The sequence below is a fragment of the Mesorhizobium sp. M0408 genome, from assembly GCF_040321495.1.
GTDB lineage: Bacteria > Pseudomonadota > Alphaproteobacteria > Rhizobiales > Rhizobiaceae > Mesorhizobium.
The window spans coordinates 1-19,020 of the sequence record NZ_JAMYRO010000018.1 but is presented as its reverse complement, the minus strand read 5'-3'; the positions used below and the strand labels follow the sequence as shown (position 1 = coordinate 19,020).

Here is a 19,020-nt window from a genome sequence, read left to right as displayed (position 1 = left end):
CCCTCCGTAGCCGTTTGATTTCGGGACCATTCGAGCTAACTGGTTTTTGCGGTTTTTAGCCCGGTGGTCCGAACCAGGTGTTCATCGCGTCTTGAAGACCATCCTGCGTCCTGTCGCCTACCCAAGCAACATATCCATCGGGTCGGATTAAAACTGCGGTTGGAGCGGAGACCAAACCTAGCGCAGGCAACTCCCATGGATCGTCCCATTTGGCGTAAACCAACTTAATGCGGTCTGACCACGGCTTGATGTCGAGGCTGCCCGGCGCGTCGAGATTCAAGAGCACTGGCCGCGCTTTTTGGAGGAGCGCAAATACGCGCATGGGACCATCAGGCGTGGCCAGGTCGAGGTCAGGAATGCGGCGGCCGACCAGCGGATGCCCCTGGCCGAGGTCGTAATGGATACCAAGTCCGGACATCTCGGCAGCGATCCGTTTGCGAGGCTCCTCCATCCCAAGGAGCTCTGATACGATTTCACGCAAGGCTTCAGTGCGATCATCAGTACGTTGCAATGCGACCTGTGCCATTGTCGTACGCAACACGCGGGCCGCAACCGGATGCCGCTCGATGTGATAAGTGTCGAGCAAGCGTTCAGGCGATGTTCCTTTCACCACTTGGGCCAACTTCCAACCGAGGTTCACCGCATCCTGCACACCGATATTGAGGCCTTGTCCGCCCACCGGGGAATGCACATGGGCGGCATCGCCCGCTAGGAGAACCCGGCCCTTGCGGTAAGCCGCCGCCTGCCGCGACATGTCCGTGAACCTGGAAATCCAGGTTGGGCTATGGATTCCGTAATCTGTTCCGCATGCGGCGACGAGCGCTTCGCGGAGATCGCGCAGCGTGGGCTCGGTCGTGGCGCCGACATTCTTTTCAGTGACCATGACGCCTATGGGACCTTTATCGGCAAAGACGACCTTGCCGTCACGAATTTCGTACTCTTCCCTGCCGAAGGCATGGATGCCAAGTGCGGTGCGATGAATGCCCAGTGGCGGCTCCTCCGCCATCTCGGCCTCGGCGAGGATGCTGCTGGTCGTCGCATCCCATCCTCGAAACTCAATGCCAGCAGCTTTGCGGACCAGACTGCGGCCTCCATCACACCCGACGAGATAGCTTGCCCGCAGCGACGCACCATCGGACAGTTCGATGGTGACGCCGGCGTCGTCCTGCACGAAACACGTTAATTCACGGGCGCGATAGATCGGCACTGCCAGCTCGCTGACCCATCCAGCGAGAATGCGCTCAATGTGTTTCTGTCTCAGCGCCAGCCCGTAGTTGTGGCGGGTCGGAAAATCGCTGATGTCTAAACGCATCGCCGCGAATCCCGTGACTTGGGCTATTTGTCCTTCGGCGAGGAACCGGTCCGCGATGCCGCGCTGATCGAAAACTTCGAGAGTGCGTGAACTCAGACCTCCAGCACGCGAACCGGCAAGCTCTTGGTTCGGGCGGCGTTCGACAATGGCTACGTCGATGCCTGCCAACGCCAACTCGCCTGCCAGGGTTAGGCCCGTCGGACCTCCTCCGGCAATCACGACTGCATGTTCTGTCATCGGCAAACTCCTCTGGCAGTTACGACTCCCAATGCAATGATCGCAGAGTCCCAGTGGTTGCCGTTTGGGTTAGTTCAGGCTCGCTATCAATTTTTCGAGCAGGCGAGCGAGCATGATCTGCTCCGGGCGTATCAGGCCGGAAAGTATCTGGTGCTCGTTGGCGACGTGAGCGGTAACCGCCTCGTCGATCAACGCCAGACCCTTTTTAGTCAGCTGCACGACAATGCCGCGGCGATCGTCGGGGTGCGGCCCGCGCTTGATCAGGCCGGATTTCTCGAGCCGGTCGAGGCGGTTGGTCATCGCGCCCGACGTCACCATCGTCGCCTCGTAGAGAGCCGTCGGCGTCAGCGCGTATGGCGGCCCGGAACGACGCAGCGTTGCCAGCACATCGAATTCTCCGGATTGCAGCCCGTAACTTGCAAACAGCGGCGCCAGCCGCTCTCGTGCGATCAGCGAGGCGGCCTCGTTCAACCGTCCGAGCACGGCCATCGGCGAGACATCGAGATCCGGCCGTTCCTTTTTCCATTGCCCGATCGCTTTTGCTGCGCGATCCATGTCTCTCACCGTTATGTATCTTGACGTGAAGAATCTTTAGCTTATCTTACCTCAGCTTGCGATATTGGCCAAGTGCCGCGAACGGGCGACGGGACGGTGCGATGAAATTTCTCTGGGACTCGGCGCTTGGCCTTCTGGTTGTCACCGGTGGACTGCTCGGCCTGACGCTGCCGTTCGGCAAGATCGCGACGGCGGCCGGCGTGGCCGCCATGGTCTGGGCCTTCGTCATCTCGCTTGGTGCCGGCGGCGTGCTTTTGTGCGCATTGCTGCTCAACGGGAAGCGCATGCGGCTTACGCCGCACAGGCTGCGCTATTTCTTCGTCACCGCGGCCGTCTCATATGCAATCCCCAATCTGCTGATGTTTTCAGCCATTCCGCATCTGGGCGCCGGCTACAGCGGCATCATGTTCACGCTGTCGCCGGTCGTCACGCTGGTGTTCTCGATGCTGCTCGGCGTCAGGCGCCCGACCATGCTGGGCATCGTCGGCATAGTCGTCGGTTTCGTCGGCGCAGTCATGGTGGCGGTGACGCGCGGCGAAGCGGGCCAGCCGGCCGAATTTTTCTGGGTTGCGATGGGCCTGCTCATCCCGGTCAGCCTCGCCGCCGGCAACATTTACCGTACCGTCGACTGGCCCGAAGGCACCGGCCCGATCGAGCTCGCCGTCGGCAGCCATCTGGCAGCAGCCTTGATGCTGTTTGCCGGCATTCTGGTCCTGCTTGGCGGCAATGCATTCGGCTCGCTCGGCGGCGTGCCGCTGGTCGCTGCGGCACAGGTGGCATCAGCCTCGGCGATGTTCGCCTTCTTCTTCCGCCTGCAAGCGGTCGGCGGCCCGGTCTATCTCAGCCAGATCGGCTACGTCGCGGCGGCGGTCGGGCTGTTTGCCGGGACCCTCTTCCTCGGCGAGCGCTATCAACTGCTGACCTGGGCCGGTGCCGTCATCATCACCGCCGGCGTGTTCATCACCACCAAGGCGCAAAGCCAGAGGCCATAGGGGCCAGAAGGCGTAAGCTTCAAACGGATGCCTTCTCCGCCAGCACCATGTAGTTGACGTCCATGTCCTTCGAGCGCTGCCAGCGGTCGGCGAGCGGGTTGTAGGTGACGCCGGTGCGGTCGATGACGGTCAGGCCGGCGCCGGCAAGCGCCTTTTCCAGTTCCTCGGGGCGCACCAGCTTGCCGAACTGGTGGGTGCCGCGTGGCAGCCAACGCAGCACATATTCGGCGCCGATGATGGCCAGGCCCAGGGCCTTCAGCGTGCGGTTGATGGTGGCGACGAACATGATGCCGCCAGGCTTGACCATCTCGCCGCATTTGGCCAGGAACAGATCGACATTGGCGACATGCTCGACCACTTCCATGTTGAGGATGACGTCGAATTTTTCGCCGGCATCGGCAAGGTCTTCCGCGGTCGTGGCGCGATAATCCACGCTCACGCCGACTTCCGCCGCATGCAGCTTGGCCACTTCGATGTTGGTGGCGGAGGCATCGGCGCCGACCACTTCGGCGCCAAGCCGCGCCATCGGCTCGCACAAAAGCCCGCCGCCGCAGCCGATGTCAAGGAAGCGCAGGCCTTCGAATGGCCGTGCCGCACGCGGATCGCGGCCGAAGCGGGCCGCCACCTGGTCGCGGATATAGGCAAGCCGGATCGGGTTGAACTTGTGCAACGGGCGGAACTTGCCGTTCGGGTTCCACCATTCGGCAGCAAGGGCGGAAAAGCGTTCCACCTCTCCGGCATCGATCGTCGATCGTCGGGGCTCTGGCATGGCGTGGTCTCCTCGGACGCTAGGAAGTCGGGCGCGAGGCTGCGAATGTCAAGGCGCGAAATTCACCGCCGGCGGTGCGATGCGCGCGATGCCTTCCGGCGCGGCCTTTTGCCGGCTGCATTTGTGTCAGCACGTGTCAGTTGATGGTGTGCCGGAAGGAAACGCCTAGGCTTTGGCGGACGAAGCAGAGACATCGGGTTCGGAGGAGTGCGCAATGATGCGAACGGTTGCTTCCATTCTTTGGCGCCGGCTTGACCAGGAAGGCCACGACGCTTGCCTTCTGTCGGAAGCGAGTTCCGGGTGGAACCTCAGGGGACAGGCGCTTTTCGTCCAGGACGGCGAGCCGTGCAGCATCGCCTACGAGGCGGACTGCGACGCCGATTGGCATACACGATCGGCGCGCGCCGACGGCTTTCTCGGCACGCAAGAGCTGCATTACAGGATCGACCGGCTGACCGAGCGCCAATGGACGCTGAACGGCGAGCATCAAGCGGAAGTCGACGGTCTCATCGATGTCGATCTCGGCTTCACGCCCGCCACAAACCTTTTGGCGCTTCGCCGTTTTGCCCTCGATGTCGGTACGGCGACGCCCGCGCCGGCAGCCTATCTGACATTTCCCGAACTCAGGCTCGTTCGCCTCGAGCAAACCTATCAGCGCGTCGATGCTGCACATTACGCCTATGCCGCCCCGATGTTCGGCTACCACGAGACACTGGAGGTCTCGCCGCTCGGTTTCGTCCTCGATTATCCGCGCCTGTGGAGAGCCACGGCACAGCTGGGCTGAAGCGAGCGGCATTTGCCAAGAGGCAGTGCAGGCGTGACGCTGTGCTCGTGTGTCGCCTGGCCGGCAGCGGCGGCATGCCTTGCGAAACCGCGATCATTTGGCTAAGGAGGCCGCGCATTGAGCGCCCGGCCACAGCTTGGCGCATTTTTCCGCTTTTCGGCCTTCGGTCCGGCATCCAGTCAAAGGCATTTCGCTTCTATGGCGCGCATCGTGATGAAATTCGGCGGAACGTCCGTCGCCGACATCGTCCGCATCCGCAATGTGGCGCGTCATGTCAAACGCGAGGTCGACGCCGGCCATGAGGTCGCCGTCGTGGTCTCGGCGATGGCCGGCAAGACCAACGAGCTCGTGCAATGGACGCGCGAGGCCTCGCCGATGCACGATGCGCGTGAATATGACGCCGTGGTCGCCTCCGGCGAGCAGGTCACTGCCGGCTTGCTGGCGATCGCGCTGCAGAATATCGGCGTGCATGCCCGCTCCTGGCAAGGCTGGCAGATCCCGATCAAGACCGACAACGCGCATGGCGCGGCGCGCATTCTCGACATCGACGGCGCGTTCTTGATCAAGCGCTTCGGCGAAGGCCAGGTGGCGGTGGTTGCCGGTTTCCAGGGCATCGGGCCGGACAATCGGATCGCGACACTCGGTCGTGGCGGCTCCGATACCAGCGCAGTCGCCATCGCGGCAGCGGTCAAGGCCGACCGCTGCGATATCTACACCGACGTCGACGGGGTCTATACGACCGATCCGCGCATCGAGCCGAAGGCGCGGCGGCTGGCCAAGATTTCGTTCGAGGAAATGCTCGAAATGGCCTCGCTCGGCGCCAAGGTCCTGCAGGTGCGCTCGGTCGAGCTTGCCATGGTGCACAGGGTGCGTACTTTCGTGCGGTCGTCCTTCGACGATCCCGACGCACCAGGAATGGGGGATTTGCTTAATCCGCCGGGAACGCTTATTTGCGACGAGGAAGAGATCGTGGAACAGCAGGTCGTCACCGGAATTGCCTACGCCAAGGACGAGGCGCAGATTTCGTTGCGCCGCGTCGGCGATCGGCCGGGCGTCGCCGCCGGCATTTTCGGGCCGCTGGCCGAGGCCAACATCAATGTCGACATGATCGTCCAGAATATCTCCGAGGACGGCAAGTTCACTGACATGACCTTCACCGTGCCATCCGGCGACGTCGACAAGGCGCTCGCCGTGCTCGAGCGGCTGAAGGCGACGATCGGCTACGACGTGGTGCAGTCGGAAGCCGGCATGTCGAAGGTCTCGGTCATCGGCATCGGCATGCGCAGCCATGCCGGCGTCGCCGCTACCGCCTTCAAGGCGCTTGCCGACCGCGCGATCAACATCCGCGCCATCACGACGTCCGAAATCAAGATTTCGATCCTGATCGACGGTCCCTATACGGAACTAGCAGTTCGCACTTTGCATTCCGTGTACGGTCTGGATAAGCAGTAGCGGACTGCATCGGCCCGAAATCGGAATCGATTTTCGGAAGGCAGGATGCAGCGGATCGAAAATCTTGGAGCGGTCTTTATGCGTCCAATTGGACGATGGCGCTCTAATTGAGTTGTTGCGTTTGTGCCGCTGTGCAGGGCAACCTGCACCGGTTGAAACGCTATTGGAGAAGAAGCCGCGATGCGTGATTCGGCCAGTGGCCCGCGCGTTTTGCTGAAACGGCTCCGCGAGCTCATGCAAGAGCCGCTGGAGCCGCAGGAGCGGCTTGACCGAATCGTGCGCGACATCGCCTCCAACATGGTTGCCGAGGTTTGCTCGCTCTATGTGCTGCGCGCCGATTCGGTGCTCGAACTCTACGCCACCGAAGGCCTGAACCCGAACGCCGTCCACCTGGCGCAGCTCAGGCTGGGGCAAGGCCTGGTCGGCACGATCGCGGCCTCGGCGCGGCCGCTCAACCTCTCCAACGCACAGGAGCATCCTGCCTTCGCCTACCTGCCGGAGACAGGGGAAGAGATATACAATTCCTTCCTCGGCGTGCCGGTGCTGCGGGCAGGGCGGACACTCGGCGTCCTGGTCGTGCAGAACAAGACCATGCGCCATTATCGCGACGACGAGGTCGAGGCGCTGGAAACGACGGCGATGGTGATCGCCGAGATGATCGCCACCGGCGATCTGGAGCGGCTGACAAGGCCCGGCCTAGAGCTCGATCTGCGCCGCCCGGTAAGCTTTACCGGCCTGTCCTTCAACGAAGGCGTCGGGCTCGGCCATGTGGTGCTGCACGAGCCGCGCATCGTCGTCACCAATCTTTTCAACGAGGACAGCGAGGAAGAGGTCAGGCGGCTCGACGCGTCGCTCGGCTCGCTCAGGCTCTCCATCGACGACATGCTGGAGCGCCGCGACGTCGCCTTCGAGGGCGAGCATCGCCAGGTGCTCGAAGCCTATCGCATGTTCGCCAACGACCGCGGCTGGGTGCGCCGGCTCGAGGAGGCGATCCGCAACGGCCTGACGGCCGAAGCGGCGGTCGAAAAGGTGCAGAGCGACATGCGTGCCCGCATGCTGCACATGACCGATCCGTATCTGCGCGAACGGATGAGCGATTTCGACGATCTCGCCAATCGGCTGCTGCGGCAGCTGATGGGGCGCGGACCGGAGGACGTCGCGGCCTCGCTGCCCAAGGACGCCATCATCGTCGCCCGCTCCATGGGTGCTGCGGAGCTGCTCGATTATCCCAGGGACAAGCTGCGCGGGCTGGTGCTGGAGGACGGCGCCGCGACCAGCCATGTCGTCATCGTGGCGCGGGCCATGGGCATACCGGTCGCCGGCCAGATGAAGGGCGCCGTTTCCATGGCGGAAAACGGCGATGCCATCATCGTCGACGGCGAGGAAGGCGCGATCCATCTGCGCCCGCAGCCCGACCTCGAGGCGGCCTATGCCGAGAAAGTGCGTTTCCGGGCGCGGCGGCAGGAGGTCTACCGCGAGCTGCGCAAGAAGCCGTCGGTGACCAAGGACGGTGTCCAGGTCGACCTTCTGATGAATGCCGGGCTGGCGGTCGACCTGCCGCAACTGGCCGAAGCGGGCGCGGCCGGCATCGGCCTGTTCCGCACCGAGCTGCAATTCATGGTCGCCTCGACCTTTCCGCGCGCGGAAGCCCAGGAGCGCTTGTACCGTGACGTGCTCGAGGCGGCGCGCGACAAGCCGGTGACGTTCCGCACCATCGATATTGGCGGCGACAAGGTGCTGCCCTATTTCAAGGGCTCGATCCAGGAGGAGAACCCGGCGCTCGGCTGGCGCGCCATCCGCCTGACGCTCGACCGGCCTGGCCTGCTGCGCACCCAGATCCGCGCGCTGCTCAAGGCGTGCGGCGGGCGCGAACTGAAGCTGATGCTGCCAATGGTGACGGAACTCGGTGAGATCGTGCAGGCGCGCGAGATCATCGATCGCGAGGTCCGGCATTTGTCGCGCTTTGCCCATCATTTGCCGACCAGCCTTAAGGTGGGGGCGATGCTGGAGGTGCCGTCGCTGCTGTTCCAGCTCGACGAGTTGATGAAGGCGGTCGATTTCGTCTCGGTCGGCTCGAACGACCTGTTCCAGTTCGTCATGGCGGTGGACCGTGGCAATACCCAATTGTCCGACCGCTTCGACCCGCTGTCGACGCCGTTCCTGCGTGTTTTGAAGCAAATTGCCGATGCCGGGGCTCGCAACCAGACGCCGGTGACCCTGTGCGGCGAACTTGCCGGCAAGCCGATCTCGGCGATGGCGCTGATCGGCCTTGGCTATCGCTCGATCTCGATGTCGCCGGCATCGATCGGCCCGGTCAAGGCGATGCTGACGGAACTGCCGCTCAGCGAACTGGAAGCGTTCTTCGACGACAATCTGATGGCGCCGGCGCATGGCCTGCCGATGCGGGCGCTGCTGCAAGCCTTTGCCGATGACCGCTCGATACCGCTATAGACTTCGCCATGATCAACCTGCCCCGCGACCGTATGGATCAAGTCGTCAAGCGTTTCGACATGCTCGAAGCGCAGATGTCGGCCGGGCCAGCGCCGGACGCCTATGTCAGGATGGCCTCCGAATATGCCGACATCCAGGAGATGGTGGCAAAGATCAGGGCGCTGCGCGCCGCCGAGCGCGAACAGGCCGATCTGGAGGCGATGCTCGCCGACAAGGGCACCGACGCCGAGATGCGCGCCTTGGCCGAGGCCGACCTGCCGGAGGTCAAGCATCGCATCGAGGCGCTGCAGAAGGACATCCAGATCCTGCTGTTGCCCAAGGATGCCGCCGACGACAAGAACGCCATCCTCGAGATCCGCGCCGGCACCGGCGGCGACGAGGCGGCGCTTTTCGCCGGCGACCTGTTTCGCATGTACGAGCGCTATGCCGCGGCGCATGGCTGGCGTTTCGAGACGGTGTCGGCCAGCGAGGGTGAGGTCGGCGGCTACAAGGAAATCATCGCCACCGTTTCGGGCAAGGGCGTCTTTGCCCATCTGAAGTTCGAATCCGGCGTGCACCGGGTGCAGCGCGTGCCGACGACCGAGGCGGGCGGACGCATTCATACCTCGGCGGCGACGGTCGCGGTGCTGCCGGAAGCCGAAGAGGTCGACATCGACATCAGGGCCGAAGACATCCGCATCGACACGATGCGCGCCTCGGGTTCCGGCGGCCAGCACGTCAACACCACCGATTCGGCCGTGCGCATCACCCATCTGCCGACCGGCATCATGGTGGTGCAGGCGGAAAAGTCGCAGCACCAGAACCGGGCGAAGGCCATGCAGATCCTGCGCGCCAGGCTCTACGACCTCGAGCGCAGCAAGGCGGACGAGGAACGTTCCGAATCGCGCAAGTCGCAGGTCGGCTCGGGCGACCGCTCGGAACGCATCCGCACCTATAATTTTCCGCAGGGTCGCGTCACCGATCATCGTATCAACCTGACGCTCTATAAGCTCGACCGGGTGATGATGGGCGAACTCGACGAGATCATCGACGCGCTGATAGCCGATCACCAGTCGAAGCTGCTCGCCGATATCGGCATCGATGGCTGACAGCCTGCCCGCCACGCTGGCGCCGCTGCTGCGGGAGGCGCGAAACCGGCTCGCCGCAGCCGGGATCGCGGATCCGGCGCTCGATGCCAGGCTGATCGTCGAGCATTTTTCCGGCACCAGTCGCACGCAGGCCATCGCCGATCCCGGGCGCGCTGTCGATACGGACGTGACGGCGGTAATCGAAGCCGCCTTGCGGCGGCGCATCGCCGGCGAGCCGGTACACCGGATCCTTGGCTACCGCGAATTCTACGGCTTGCGCCTTTCGCTTTCGCCGCAAACGCTGGAGCCGCGGCCGGATACCGAAACGCTGGTCGAGGCTATACTGCCCTTCGTCAAGGCAATGGCGGCACGCGAGGGCGGCTGCCGCATCCTCGATCTAGGGACCGGTACCGGTGCCATCGCGCTGGCGCTGCTCAGCGCCGTTCCGGCCGCGACCGCCACCGGCGTTGACATTTCGCAGGAGGCGCTGGCCACAGCCATGCGTAATGCCGGGGAATTGGGGCTCGTCGGCCGGTTCACGCCGGTCAAATCCGACTGGTTTGAAAAAGTTTCTGGCCTGTACCATGTAATTGTCGCAAACCCTCCCTATATACCCTCAGACGACATTGGAAATCTGCAGGACGAGGTCCGCGGTTTCGATCCACGCCAGGCCCTCGATGGCGGCGTGGACGGTCTGAGCCCCTACAGGAAGATCGCCGCGGGAGCGGCAGCGTATTTGGAACTCCAAGGCAGGATTGCGGTCGAGATCGGCCATACGCAGCACCAACAGGTTACGGAGATATTCTCCGCGGCCGGGTACCGTTCGGTCGGGGTGTTTCGTGATCTCGGCGGAAACGACAGAGTTCTTGTGTTCGAACGGTGGAAGCCGTGATGCAGTGCGAAAAAAGCGCTTGGCAATACCGGGGAATGCGGCTAGGGTCGCGTTAACCGGATGAGACGAAGCAGGCAGTGCTCTTAGCGATTCGGTTTTCCTTGGAAATAGCTGCCTTCTTGCGCAAACGACGCCCAAGCTTCGTGCGGGAATCGTCCGGCAAGTGAAGTAACCGGAACAGGATGGCACGTGGCGCCAACGCAATTGATGCGGGCGAACGCCGGTGAAGGAACGAAACGGCTGGCCGTATGAGCGCCTCCGTTCGTGAAGAGTTTTTCGAAAATTTCAAAGTGAAGAGAGTCTAATGAGGCCACAACAGCAAAACAGGCGCATGCGCGGTCGCAACAACAGTGGCGGCGGCGGCAACAACAATAACAACAACAATCGTAAGGGGCCGAATCCCCTGACGCGTAACTATGAGAGCAACGGCCCGGACGTGAAGATCCGCGGATCGGCTCAGCAGATTGCCGAGAAGTACGCAACCCTTGCCCGTGACGCGCAAAGCTCCGGCGACCGGGTGATGGCGGAAAACTATCTCCAGCATGCAGAGCACTATAACCGCATCATCGCAGCCGCTCAGGCGCAGATGCCGATCCAGAACGCCCAGCAGAATCGCGACGATTTCGACGATGACGGCGACGAGGATCGCGACGAGTTCGACAATGCCGGCAACAACAATGCCAACGAGACGTCGGGTTCGGCGGTCAATCACGGGGCCGGCCCGCAGCCGGTCATCGATGGCACGCCGGCCGAGCTGGCGCTGAACCAGGAAAACAGCCGCGACAATCGGGGCGGCCGCGATAACCGTGACGGACGCGACAACAATGGCGGACGCCACCGCGACCGTCGCCCCAATGGCGGTTACGGCCAGAACGGCCAGCGCGGCGAGTATGGCGCGCGCGGCGAGCAGCAGGGTGGACAGCGCGTCGAACAGCCACGGCGCGACGAGACGCCGGCGCAGGCGGAGCCCGTGCCGGCCGCTGAGCCGGTCTTTGTGAGCGAGCCCGCACCGCAATTCGAAAACCTTTCGCCAGCGGGTCTCGCCGCCCAGGCCGAGCTCAACGAAGCCGCGGCCGAAAACAGCCCGGCACGCCGCCCCAGGCGTCCGCGCCGTCCGCGGCTCGATGTCGAACCGGCAAATGGCGGCAACGACAACGCCGGCCGTGACAGTGCCGAGACAAGCAGTGCCGAGACAAGCAATGCCGAGACTGGCAATACCGACGCTGGCAATGTCGATGCAGCGCCGGCTGAAGGCCCCGGCGGTCAAGCTGTGATCGCAGACGTCGAGAATTGATCGGAAAAACGTTCAGCCGATCTTAGCGCATCCTTTACCCTGGACGGCGGAGAGAAATCTCCGCCGTTTTTGTTTTGCGCGCTCGGAATATTATGCATTCGCCAGTGTCGAGGCGTCTTGAGGGTCCGTGGTTTGCGTCCCATATCTTGCGTGAACAGGATCCGGCTCGAACGGGCGGGTCCGTCACCGCAATCTGATCCGGTGCCGCGAAGCGGGCCGGTGACGGAAGGAGACAGGCATGAATCTTGAAAAATATTCCGAGCGCGTGCGCGGCTTTATCCAGTCCGCGCAAACCATGGCGCTTTCCCGCAATCACCAGCAATTCACCCCCGAGCATATCCTCAAGGTCCTTGTCGATGACGACGAGGGCCTGGCTGCGTCGCTGATCGAGCGCGCCGGCGGCAATGTCCGTGACGTCAAGCTCGGCGTCGAAACGGCACTGGAGGCAATGCCCAAGGTCGAGGGCGGCAATGGCCAGCTCTATCTGGCGCAGCCGCTGGCAAAGGTGTTTTCGACCGCCGAGGAACTGGCCAAGAAGGCCAGTGACAGCTTCGTTACCGTCGAACGGCTATTGCAGGCGCTGGCCATGGAAAAATCGGCCAAGACCGCCGACATCCTGTCCAAGGCGGGTGTCACGCCGCAGGCGCTGAACCAGGTCATCAACGACGTACGCAAAGGTCGCACTGCCGATTCGGCGAGCGCCGAGCAGGGCTACGACGCGCTGAAGAAATACGCGCGCGACCTGACGGCGGACGCCCGCGCGGGCAAGCTCGATCCGGTCATCGGCCGCGACGACGAAATCCGCCGCACCATCCAGGTGCTGTCGCGCCGCACCAAGAACAACCCAGTGCTGATCGGCGAACCCGGCGTCGGCAAGACGGCGATCGCCGAAGGGCTGGCGCTGCGCATCGTCAATGGCGATGTGCCGGAATCGCTCAAGGACAAGCAGCTGATGGCGCTCGACATGGGGTCGCTGATCGCCGGCGCCAAATACCGCGGCGAGTTCGAGGAGCGGCTGAAGGCGGTGCTTTCCGAAGTCACGTCTGCCGCCGGCGGCATCATTCTGTTCATCGACGAGATGCACACGCTTGTCGGTGCCGGCAAGGCGGATGGCGCCATGGACGCGTCGAACCTGCTGAAGCCGGCGCTCGCCCGCGGCGAACTGCACTGCGTCGGCGCCACCACGCTCGACGAGTACCGCAAGCATGTCGAGAAGGATGCGGCCCTTGCCCGCCGCTTCCAGCCGGTCTTCGTCAATGAGCCGACGGTCGAAGACACCGTCTCGATCCTGCGCGGCCTGAAAGAGAAATACGAGCAGCACCACAAGGTGCGCATCTCGGATTCGGCGCTGGTCGCGGCCGCTACACTGTCAAACCGTTACATCGCCGACCGCTTCCTGCCGGACAAGGCGATCGATCTCGTCGACGAGGCCGCGTCGCGGCTCCGCATGCAGGTCGATTCGAAGCCCGAGGCGCTGGACGAGATCGATCGCCGCATCATGCAGCTCAAGATCGAGCGCGAGGCGCTGAAGGTCGAGAAGGACGATGCCTCGAAGGACCGGCTCGCCCGGCTTGAGAAGGAACTCTCGAACCTGGAGGAGGAATCGACCGAGCTGACCTCGAAATGGCAGGCCGAGAAGCAGAAGCTCGGGCTTGCCGCCGACCTCAAGAAGCAGCTCGACGAGGCGCGCAACGAACTTGCCATTGCCCAGCGCAAGGGCGAATTCCAGCGCGCCGGCGAACTTGCCTATGGCAAGATCCCGGAACTCGAAAAGCAGCTGAAGCAGGCCGAAGCCAGGGATGGCAAGGCCGGCATGGTCGAAGAAGTGGTCGGCCCCGATCATGTCGCCCATATCGTCTCGCGCTGGACGGGGATCCCGGTCGACAAGATGCTGGAAGGCGAGCGCGACAAGCTGTTGCGCATGGAAGACGAGATCGGCAAGCGCGTCGTCGGCCAGGGCGAGGCGGTGCAGGCAGTGTCGAAAGCCGTGCGCCGTGCGCGCGCCGGCCTTCAGGACCCGAACCGGCCGCTCGGCTCGTTCATGTTCCTCGGACCGACGGGCGTCGGCAAGACCGAATTGACCAAGGCGCTGGCCAGCTTCCTGTTCGACGACGAGAGCGCCATGGTGCGTATCGACATGTCGGAGTTCATGGAGAAGCACTCGGTCGCCCGGCTGATCGGCGCGCCTCCCGGCTATGTCGGCTATGAGGAAGGCGGCGCGCTGACCGAAGCGGTGCGGCGCCGGCCCTATCAGGTCGTGCTGTTCGACGAGATCGAGAAGGCGCATCCTGATGTCTTCAACGTGCTGCTGCAGGTGCTCGACGACGGCCGGCTGACCGATGGGCAGGGCCGCACGGTCGATTTCCGCAACACGCTGATCATCATGACATCGAACCTCGGCGGCGAATATCTGGTCAATCTCGGCGAGGACCAGGATGTCGACGTCGTGCGCGACGAGGTGATGAATGTCGTCAGGGCTTCGTTCCGGCCGGAATTCCTCAACCGCATCGACGAGGTAATCCTGTTCCACCGGCTGCGCCGGCAGGATATGGGTCGTATCGTCGAGATCCAGCTCAAGCGCCTGGAAAACCTGCTTGTCGACCGCAAGATCGCGCTTTCGCTCGATCAGGAGGCGATCGACTGGCTAGCGGCCAAGGGTTACGACCCGGCCTATGGCGCGCGGCCGCTGAAGCGGGTGATGCAGAAGGAATTGCAGGACCCGCTGGCGGAAAAGATCCTGCTCGGCGAGATCCTCGACGGCTCGACCGTCAAGGTCACCGCTGGGTCCGACCGCTTGAACTTCCGCTCGAAGCCGGCAGTCGTGGCAACCGAAGCGGCCGCCTGAGCTCAAGCCAAGAGCCTGTTCCATCCCGATCGAATCGGGATGGAATTCCTATCTTCAATCTCGACCATGATCCTTTCCGAAAAACCGGCATACCCTTTTGTTACGCCGGCCTTCGGTTCATGGTCTGAAACTTGGTGGGGCGCAGATGACGTTGGACGACTACAATAGTTTCTGCGCCTCGCTGCCTTCGACGATCCATGTCGTGCAGTGGGGCGGCGCCCATGTCTGGAAGGTCGGCGGCAAGGTCTTCGCGATCGGCGGCTGGAGTGAGGGCAAGGAGCCGTTCGTTACCTTCAAATGCTCCGACATCGCCTATGACGTGCTGAGGGAGCAGCCGGGCCTTCGGCCCGCGCCCTATCTTGCCTCACGCGGCATGAAATGGATCCAGCGCCAGACCGGCGAAAGCATGGATGATGGCGCGCTGAAGGATTACCTGCGCGAAAGCCACCGTCTTGTCGTGCTGAAGCTGACGAAGCAGGCGCGCAAGGAATTGCGGCTCGCTGCCGGTTAATCGGTCAGAAATCCGCCATCTTCATGCCCGGTTCATATTGGAACCTTATCGTTGGCAACTGATTTGCTGGCGAAGGGGTTCGCCTACCACATCGGCCCGAAATCGAGTTTTGATTTTCGCAAAGCACGATGCGGAGATTTAAAGCGTTAGAGCGTCCTTTGCGCGTCGAAAAGACGCGCGGCGCTTTGAAGAGACAATGCCGGCGGCGGCAATTACGGACCGGAGAATTTGGCCATCATGTTGCGCACCATCTTCACCCTTTCAGCGCTTGCTGCCGGGCTGCTGGCGTCGAATGCGATGGCCTCGCCAATAGTGGATACCGCGCCACGGGTGGTTCGTGCCGCCAATGGCGGCGGCATTCTTGTAGCCCAGAACGGCAATCTCGATATCTACTACGATGCCAGGGGAAACCGCGTCATCGTCGATGCGGAGACCGGCAAGGTCATCGCCATCCAGCCGCCGCAGACCAGGCTCGACCGCCGCGCCTTGCGCCGCGAGCGCTTGCGCAACCTGGGACCGGTCGAGGACGACCCCTATTATCTCGACGACCCTGAGGACACGGCGCGGTTCCGCCGCAGGCAGATGGAAGACGAGGGCAGGGTCATCATACCGCCGGCTGACGAGTACGACCCCTATGGCGACAATTCGGTGGAAGCCTTCCCCGAAGCGCCACGGGATGACGGCTACGGCAACGGTTATCCGGAGGCAGCGCAGCCGGTAAAGCCGCGCACCATCGAGCGCCAGCCGCTCAACGAGGCCTCGATCGAGCCGGTCGAGCCGACGGTGCCGAACGAGCAGGCGGCCTTACCGCCAGACACAGCCCCGCCGCCAAGCACTGGCGGCAAGACGGCGGTCGACCCGTCGCTTGCGCTCGGCGCCCGCGAGGACGTGGCGGCACTGCAGGTGCTGCTCGACCGTGCCGGTGCATCGCCCGGCGTCATCGACGGACGCTTCGGCTCGAATGTCGACAAGGCACTCGCCGCCTATAACGAAATCACCGGCAGCAATCTGAAATCGACCGACGCGGTCGGTATCCAGGCGGCCCTGGCGCAATCCGGTGGCGATGCCTTCGCCTCCTACACGATCACGCCCGAGGATGCGGCCGGCCCCTATGTCGCCTCGATACCGGAGGACTACAGCCAAAAGGCCCAGCTCGATCGGATGGGCTACACGTCGGTACCCGAAGCGCTGGCCGAGCGCTTCCATATGGATGAAACCTATCTGAACAAGCTCAATCCGGACGCCAATTTCAATCGTCCGGGCACCATCATCAAGGTCGCCAATTTCGGCAGGCTGGTGGCGACGCCGGTGGCGCGCATCATCGCCGACAAGTCCAATAAGCAGGTCCGCGCCTATGATGCTGCGGGCAAGCTGGTCGCAGCCTATCCGGCGACTATCGGCTCGTCCGACACGCCGTCGCCGTCCGGCACGCATGCGGTGTCGCGTGTCGCATTGGACCCGAACTACACCTACAACCCGAACATCAATTTCAAGCAGGGCGAAAACGACAGGATCCTGACCATCCCGCCGGGGCCGAACGGCCCGGTCGGCTCGGTCTGGATTGCGCTGGACAAGCCGACCTACGGCATTCACGGCACGCCGGATCCGTCCAAGATCGGCAAGACCGAAAGCCATGGCTGCGTGCGGCTGACCAATTGGGACGCGCGCGAGCTTGCCAAGATCGTGACGCCCGGCGTTATCGTGGAGTTCGTCGACTAAAGCGCAACGCCTTCGCCCGAATCACCCGATGACCTTGCGCAGCAGTGGCGCGCGCAGCGCTGCGGCATAGATCAGCTGCACCACCAGGATGAAGCCGACGCTGAGCAACGGGCTGATCAGGCAGAGTGCAGCGCCGACGGCCCACAGGATCTGTGCCTTGACGATGCGCAGATAGACCGTTCGGGTGGTCTCCGCGTCGACACCTTCGGCCAGAAATCCGTTTTTGTCCGCGTAGCGCCAACTGGCGAGCAGCGTCAGTCCGAGCATCAAAAGATTGAACCAGTACACGAGCACCGCAGTCCTGAATTCGAGGAAGTCGGCGAGAAGGTCGGTCGAGAACGGCAGCAAGGCGATGAAGCCGAGGACACAGAGGTTCAGCGTGGCAAGCCGCCGGTCGGATTTTGCAATCAGCCCGTGTTGCGCCTGCTGGCCGAACCAGAAGATGGTCAGCGTCAGGAAGCTGAGCGCATAGGTCAGGAAGCGCGGCGCCAGTGCTGTGATCGCTGTGATCAACTCGCGTTCGGAATGCACCGTTTCATGCGCCGGCACCCTGATCTCGAGAACGATCAGGGTGAGCGCGATGGCGAACACGCCGTCGGTGATGCCGACGACGCGCCCGCGTCCTTCCGCCGAGGGTTCGAGCGGTCGTTTCATGCGGTATTTCCCCCTTGCCTGTAGCGCTGCGAGAAGCTTAGCACGGCACTTGCCGTTTGCACCCTGAGCGGCGTGATCCTGCCTGTGTGGCCAGGTTGGGCCTGGTTTCAACGAGAACAGCGTGCTGGCCGGTTGTCGCCGGCGCGCCGGCGATCTAGGTAAGGCGGCATGCACACGCCAACCAAAGTCGGTACCGGCGCCGTTCCCCTGACCGGCTCACTTCCCGCCGATACGTTCTGTCCGCAGGCGCAGCGGCGGTTCGTGCTGATCGCCGCGATCCTGGCTTCTGCGCTCGGCTTCATCGACGGGTCGGTCCTGGCCATTGCGACGCCGGCGATCCGCGTCGACCTCGGCGCCAGCCTCGCCGAGGCACAATGGATTTCCAATGCCTACGCATTGACACTCTCAGCCCTCATTCTCGTCGGCGGCGCCGCCGGCGATCGCTTCGGCCTGCGCCACTCCTTCGTCGCCGGCATCGTCCTGTTCATTGCCGCCTCGCTTGCCTGCGCGCTGGCGCCTAACCCGACGGTGCTTATTGCGTTTCGGGCTATCCAGGGTGTCGGAGCGGCCATCATGGTGCCGGGCAGCCTGGCCATTATCGCCAAAGCCTATCCGAAAAAGGAACGCGGCCGGGCGATCGGCATCTGGGCCGCAGCATCAGCACTGACGACGGCGCTCGGCCCGGTGCTGGGCGGCTTCGTGCTGTCGGCGTTCGGCGACGGCATCTGGCGGGCGATCTTCGCCATCAATCTGCCGCTCGGCCTTATCTCGGTCTATCTTCTGCTGGCCAAGGTCCCTGCCGACGCGCCGGCGGAAAAGCGCGGCCTCGATCTCGGCGGCGCTGCACTCGCCATATTGGCGTTCGGAGCTCTCGCTTACGGTCTGACCTCGATGAGCGGCGACGGGGAGGGGCTGATGTCCGGCCCGAGTATTGCCGCCGGTGCGGTTTTGCTCGTCGTGTTCATCGTCTTCGAGCGCCGGCGGCGCGAGCCGATGATCGAGCTGTCGTTGTTTCGAATCGGCGCGTTCGCGGGCGCCAATGTGGCGACCTTCTTCCTTTATTTCGCGCTGTCGGCCAATCTGTTCTATCTGCCGATGCTCATGATCGCCGGATGGGGGCTGAGCGCGGCCGAGGTCGGTTTCATCTTCCTGCCGCTTTCGGCATTGATCGCAGTGTTGTCCGGACCGGTCGGCCAGTGGTCCGACCGCATCGGGCCTCGCTTTCCGATCGCCAGCGGCAGTCTGGTTGTGGCTCTTGCCTTTGCCGGACTTGCCCTGCTGGCCTATTGGGGCATCCACAATTTCTGGATCGGGGTATTCCCGCTGATGGCTCTGATGGGGTTCGGCATGGCGCTGGTGGTATCGCCGCTGTCGAGCGCCGCGCCGAAGGCGGGGGGGGGGCACGGTTGGGGGGGGGGCGGCGGGCGGCACCAACCCCGCACGCGCCACGGGGGGCGGGTTGGGGCGGGGGCGGGTGGGGGGGGGG

At 63.5% G+C, this 19,020-nt stretch carries 15 protein-coding genes; 11 read left to right on the top strand and 4 right to left on the bottom strand.

The features are described from left to right. Positions 1 to 55: 55 nt before the first annotated feature. Together NKI67_RS21055 and NKI67_RS21050 are read right to left on the bottom strand one after the other, a co-directional pair. Entirely contained in the window at positions 56 to 1,549 is a 1,494-nt protein-coding gene (locus tag NKI67_RS21055; RefSeq protein WP_023675145.1) for an FAD-dependent monooxygenase, read from the bottom strand. Between the two features lie 69 nt (positions 1,550 to 1,618). After that, positions 1,619 to 2,104 carry a MarR family winged helix-turn-helix transcriptional regulator gene (locus tag NKI67_RS21050; RefSeq protein ID WP_352542481.1) on the bottom strand — a complete coding sequence of 162 codons (486 nt, stop codon included), beginning with the start codon at positions 2,102 to 2,104 and terminating at the stop codon, positions 1,619 to 1,621. A 101-nt stretch (positions 2,105 to 2,205) separates the two neighbouring features. Between NKI67_RS21050 and NKI67_RS21045 the strand changes: the two genes are divergently transcribed. Next, complete coding sequence (locus NKI67_RS21045; protein ID WP_352503215.1) at positions 2,206 to 3,096, top strand: DMT family transporter; 891 nt, start codon at positions 2,206 to 2,208, stop codon at positions 3,094 to 3,096. 19 nt (positions 3,097 to 3,115) lie between these two features. Here NKI67_RS21045 and ubiG read toward each other — a convergent pair whose 3' ends face one another. Next, complete coding sequence (gene ubiG, locus NKI67_RS21040) at positions 3,116 to 3,865, bottom strand: bifunctional 2-polyprenyl-6-hydroxyphenol methylase/3-demethylubiquinol 3-O-methyltransferase UbiG (protein ID WP_023675148.1); 750 nt, start codon at positions 3,863 to 3,865, stop codon at positions 3,116 to 3,118. 214 nt (positions 3,866 to 4,079) lie between these two features. Here ubiG and NKI67_RS21035 point away from each other — a divergent pair, with 214 nt between their 5' ends. From NKI67_RS21035 to NKI67_RS20995, 9 genes are all read left to right on the top strand, one after another. Next, positions 4,080 to 4,649 (top strand): putative glycolipid-binding domain-containing protein, encoded by a 570-nt coding sequence (locus tag NKI67_RS21035; protein ID WP_352577137.1) that lies wholly within the window; start codon positions 4,080 to 4,082, stop codon positions 4,647 to 4,649. Positions 4,650 to 4,847: 198 nt separating this feature from the next. Beyond that, a complete protein-coding gene (locus tag NKI67_RS21030) occupies positions 4,848 to 6,101 on the top strand; it encodes an aspartate kinase (protein WP_352634310.1) in 1,254 nt (417 codons plus the stop codon). 180 nt (positions 6,102 to 6,281) lie between these two features. Next, positions 6,282 to 8,552, top strand: a complete 2,271-nt coding sequence (ptsP, locus tag NKI67_RS21025) for a phosphoenolpyruvate--protein phosphotransferase (protein ID WP_352621697.1) — start codon at positions 6,282 to 6,284, stop codon at positions 8,550 to 8,552. An 8-nt stretch (positions 8,553 to 8,560) separates the two neighbouring features. Beyond that, on the top strand, positions 8,561 to 9,640 hold the full coding sequence (gene prfA, locus NKI67_RS21020; protein ID WP_352633855.1) for a peptide chain release factor 1: 1,080 nt from the start codon (positions 8,561 to 8,563) through the stop codon (positions 9,638 to 9,640). Beyond that, complete coding sequence (gene prmC / locus NKI67_RS21015) at positions 9,633 to 10,511, top strand: peptide chain release factor N(5)-glutamine methyltransferase (protein WP_352621700.1); 879 nt, start codon at positions 9,633 to 9,635, stop codon at positions 10,509 to 10,511. The genes prfA and prmC overlap by 8 nt, the downstream gene beginning before the upstream one ends. A 331-nt stretch (positions 10,512 to 10,842) precedes the next feature. Next, the gene (locus NKI67_RS21010; RefSeq protein ID WP_352570513.1) at positions 10,843 to 11,805 is read left to right on the top strand and encodes a DUF4167 domain-containing protein; all 963 of its coding nucleotides are present in this window, start codon (positions 10,843 to 10,845) and stop codon (positions 11,803 to 11,805) included. Between the two features lie 238 nt (positions 11,806 to 12,043). Beyond that, positions 12,044 to 14,650 (top strand): ATP-dependent chaperone ClpB, encoded by a 2,607-nt coding sequence (clpB, locus tag NKI67_RS21005; RefSeq protein ID WP_352646612.1) that lies wholly within the window; start codon positions 12,044 to 12,046, stop codon positions 14,648 to 14,650. A gap of 145 nt (positions 14,651 to 14,795) precedes the next feature. After that, on the top strand, positions 14,796 to 15,161 hold the full coding sequence (locus NKI67_RS21000) for an MmcQ/YjbR family DNA-binding protein (protein ID WP_352646609.1): 366 nt from the start codon (positions 14,796 to 14,798) through the stop codon (positions 15,159 to 15,161). Between the two features lie 237 nt (positions 15,162 to 15,398). Then, a complete protein-coding gene (locus tag NKI67_RS20995; protein WP_352577123.1) occupies positions 15,399 to 16,880 on the top strand; it encodes a L,D-transpeptidase family protein in 1,482 nt (493 codons plus the stop codon). A gap of 21 nt (positions 16,881 to 16,901) precedes the next feature. Here NKI67_RS20995 and NKI67_RS20990 read toward each other — a convergent pair whose 3' ends face one another. Beyond that, positions 16,902 to 17,534 carry a TMEM175 family protein gene (locus NKI67_RS20990; RefSeq protein WP_352646607.1) on the bottom strand — a complete coding sequence of 211 codons (633 nt, stop codon included), beginning with the start codon at positions 17,532 to 17,534 and terminating at the stop codon, positions 16,902 to 16,904. A 168-nt stretch (positions 17,535 to 17,702) separates the two neighbouring features. On the opposite strand from NKI67_RS20990, the gene NKI67_RS20985 reads away from it, so the two are divergent. Then, on the top strand, positions 17,703 to 19,020 hold a 1,318-nt coding region (locus NKI67_RS20985; RefSeq protein ID WP_352646605.1), incomplete at its 3' end, for an MFS transporter.

What these genes read in the sequence shown, in the direction of transcription:
- NKI67_RS21010 (WP_352570513.1), top strand. Translation starts at nt 10,843, where the DNA reads ATGCGCGGTCGCAACAACAGTGGCGGCGGCGGCAACAACAATAACAAC.
- NKI67_RS21000 (WP_352646609.1), top strand. Translation starts at nt 14,796, where the DNA reads ATGACGTTGGACGACTACAATAGTTTCTGCGCCTCGCTGCCTTCGACG.
- NKI67_RS21035 (WP_352577137.1), top strand. Translation starts at nt 4,080, where the DNA reads ATGATGCGAACGGTTGCTTCCATTCTTTGGCGCCGGCTTGACCAGGAA.
- ubiG (WP_023675148.1), bottom strand. Translation starts at nt 3,865, where the DNA reads ATGCCAGAGCCCCGACGATCGACGATCGATGCCGGAGAGGTGGAACGC.
- clpB (WP_352646612.1), top strand. Translation starts at nt 12,044, where the DNA reads ATGAATCTTGAAAAATATTCCGAGCGCGTGCGCGGCTTTATCCAGTCC.
- prmC (WP_352621700.1), top strand. Translation starts at nt 9,633, where the DNA reads ATGGCTGACAGCCTGCCCGCCACGCTGGCGCCGCTGCTGCGGGAGGCG.
- NKI67_RS21050 (WP_352542481.1), bottom strand. Translation starts at nt 2,104, where the DNA reads ATGGATCGCGCAGCAAAAGCGATCGGGCAATGGAAAAAGGAACGGCCG.
- NKI67_RS21030 (WP_352634310.1), top strand. Translation starts at nt 4,848, where the DNA reads ATGGCGCGCATCGTGATGAAATTCGGCGGAACGTCCGTCGCCGACATC.
- ptsP (WP_352621697.1), top strand. Translation starts at nt 6,282, where the DNA reads ATGCGTGATTCGGCCAGTGGCCCGCGCGTTTTGCTGAAACGGCTCCGC.
- NKI67_RS21045 (WP_352503215.1), top strand. Translation starts at nt 2,206, where the DNA reads ATGAAATTTCTCTGGGACTCGGCGCTTGGCCTTCTGGTTGTCACCGGT.
- prfA (WP_352633855.1), top strand. Translation starts at nt 8,561, where the DNA reads ATGATCAACCTGCCCCGCGACCGTATGGATCAAGTCGTCAAGCGTTTC.
- NKI67_RS20990 (WP_352646607.1), bottom strand. Translation starts at nt 17,534, where the DNA reads ATGAAACGACCGCTCGAACCCTCGGCGGAAGGACGCGGGCGCGTCGTC.
- NKI67_RS21055 (WP_023675145.1), bottom strand. Translation starts at nt 1,549, where the DNA reads ATGACAGAACATGCAGTCGTGATTGCCGGAGGAGGTCCGACGGGCCTA.
- NKI67_RS20995 (WP_352577123.1), top strand. Translation starts at nt 15,399, where the DNA reads ATGTTGCGCACCATCTTCACCCTTTCAGCGCTTGCTGCCGGGCTGCTG.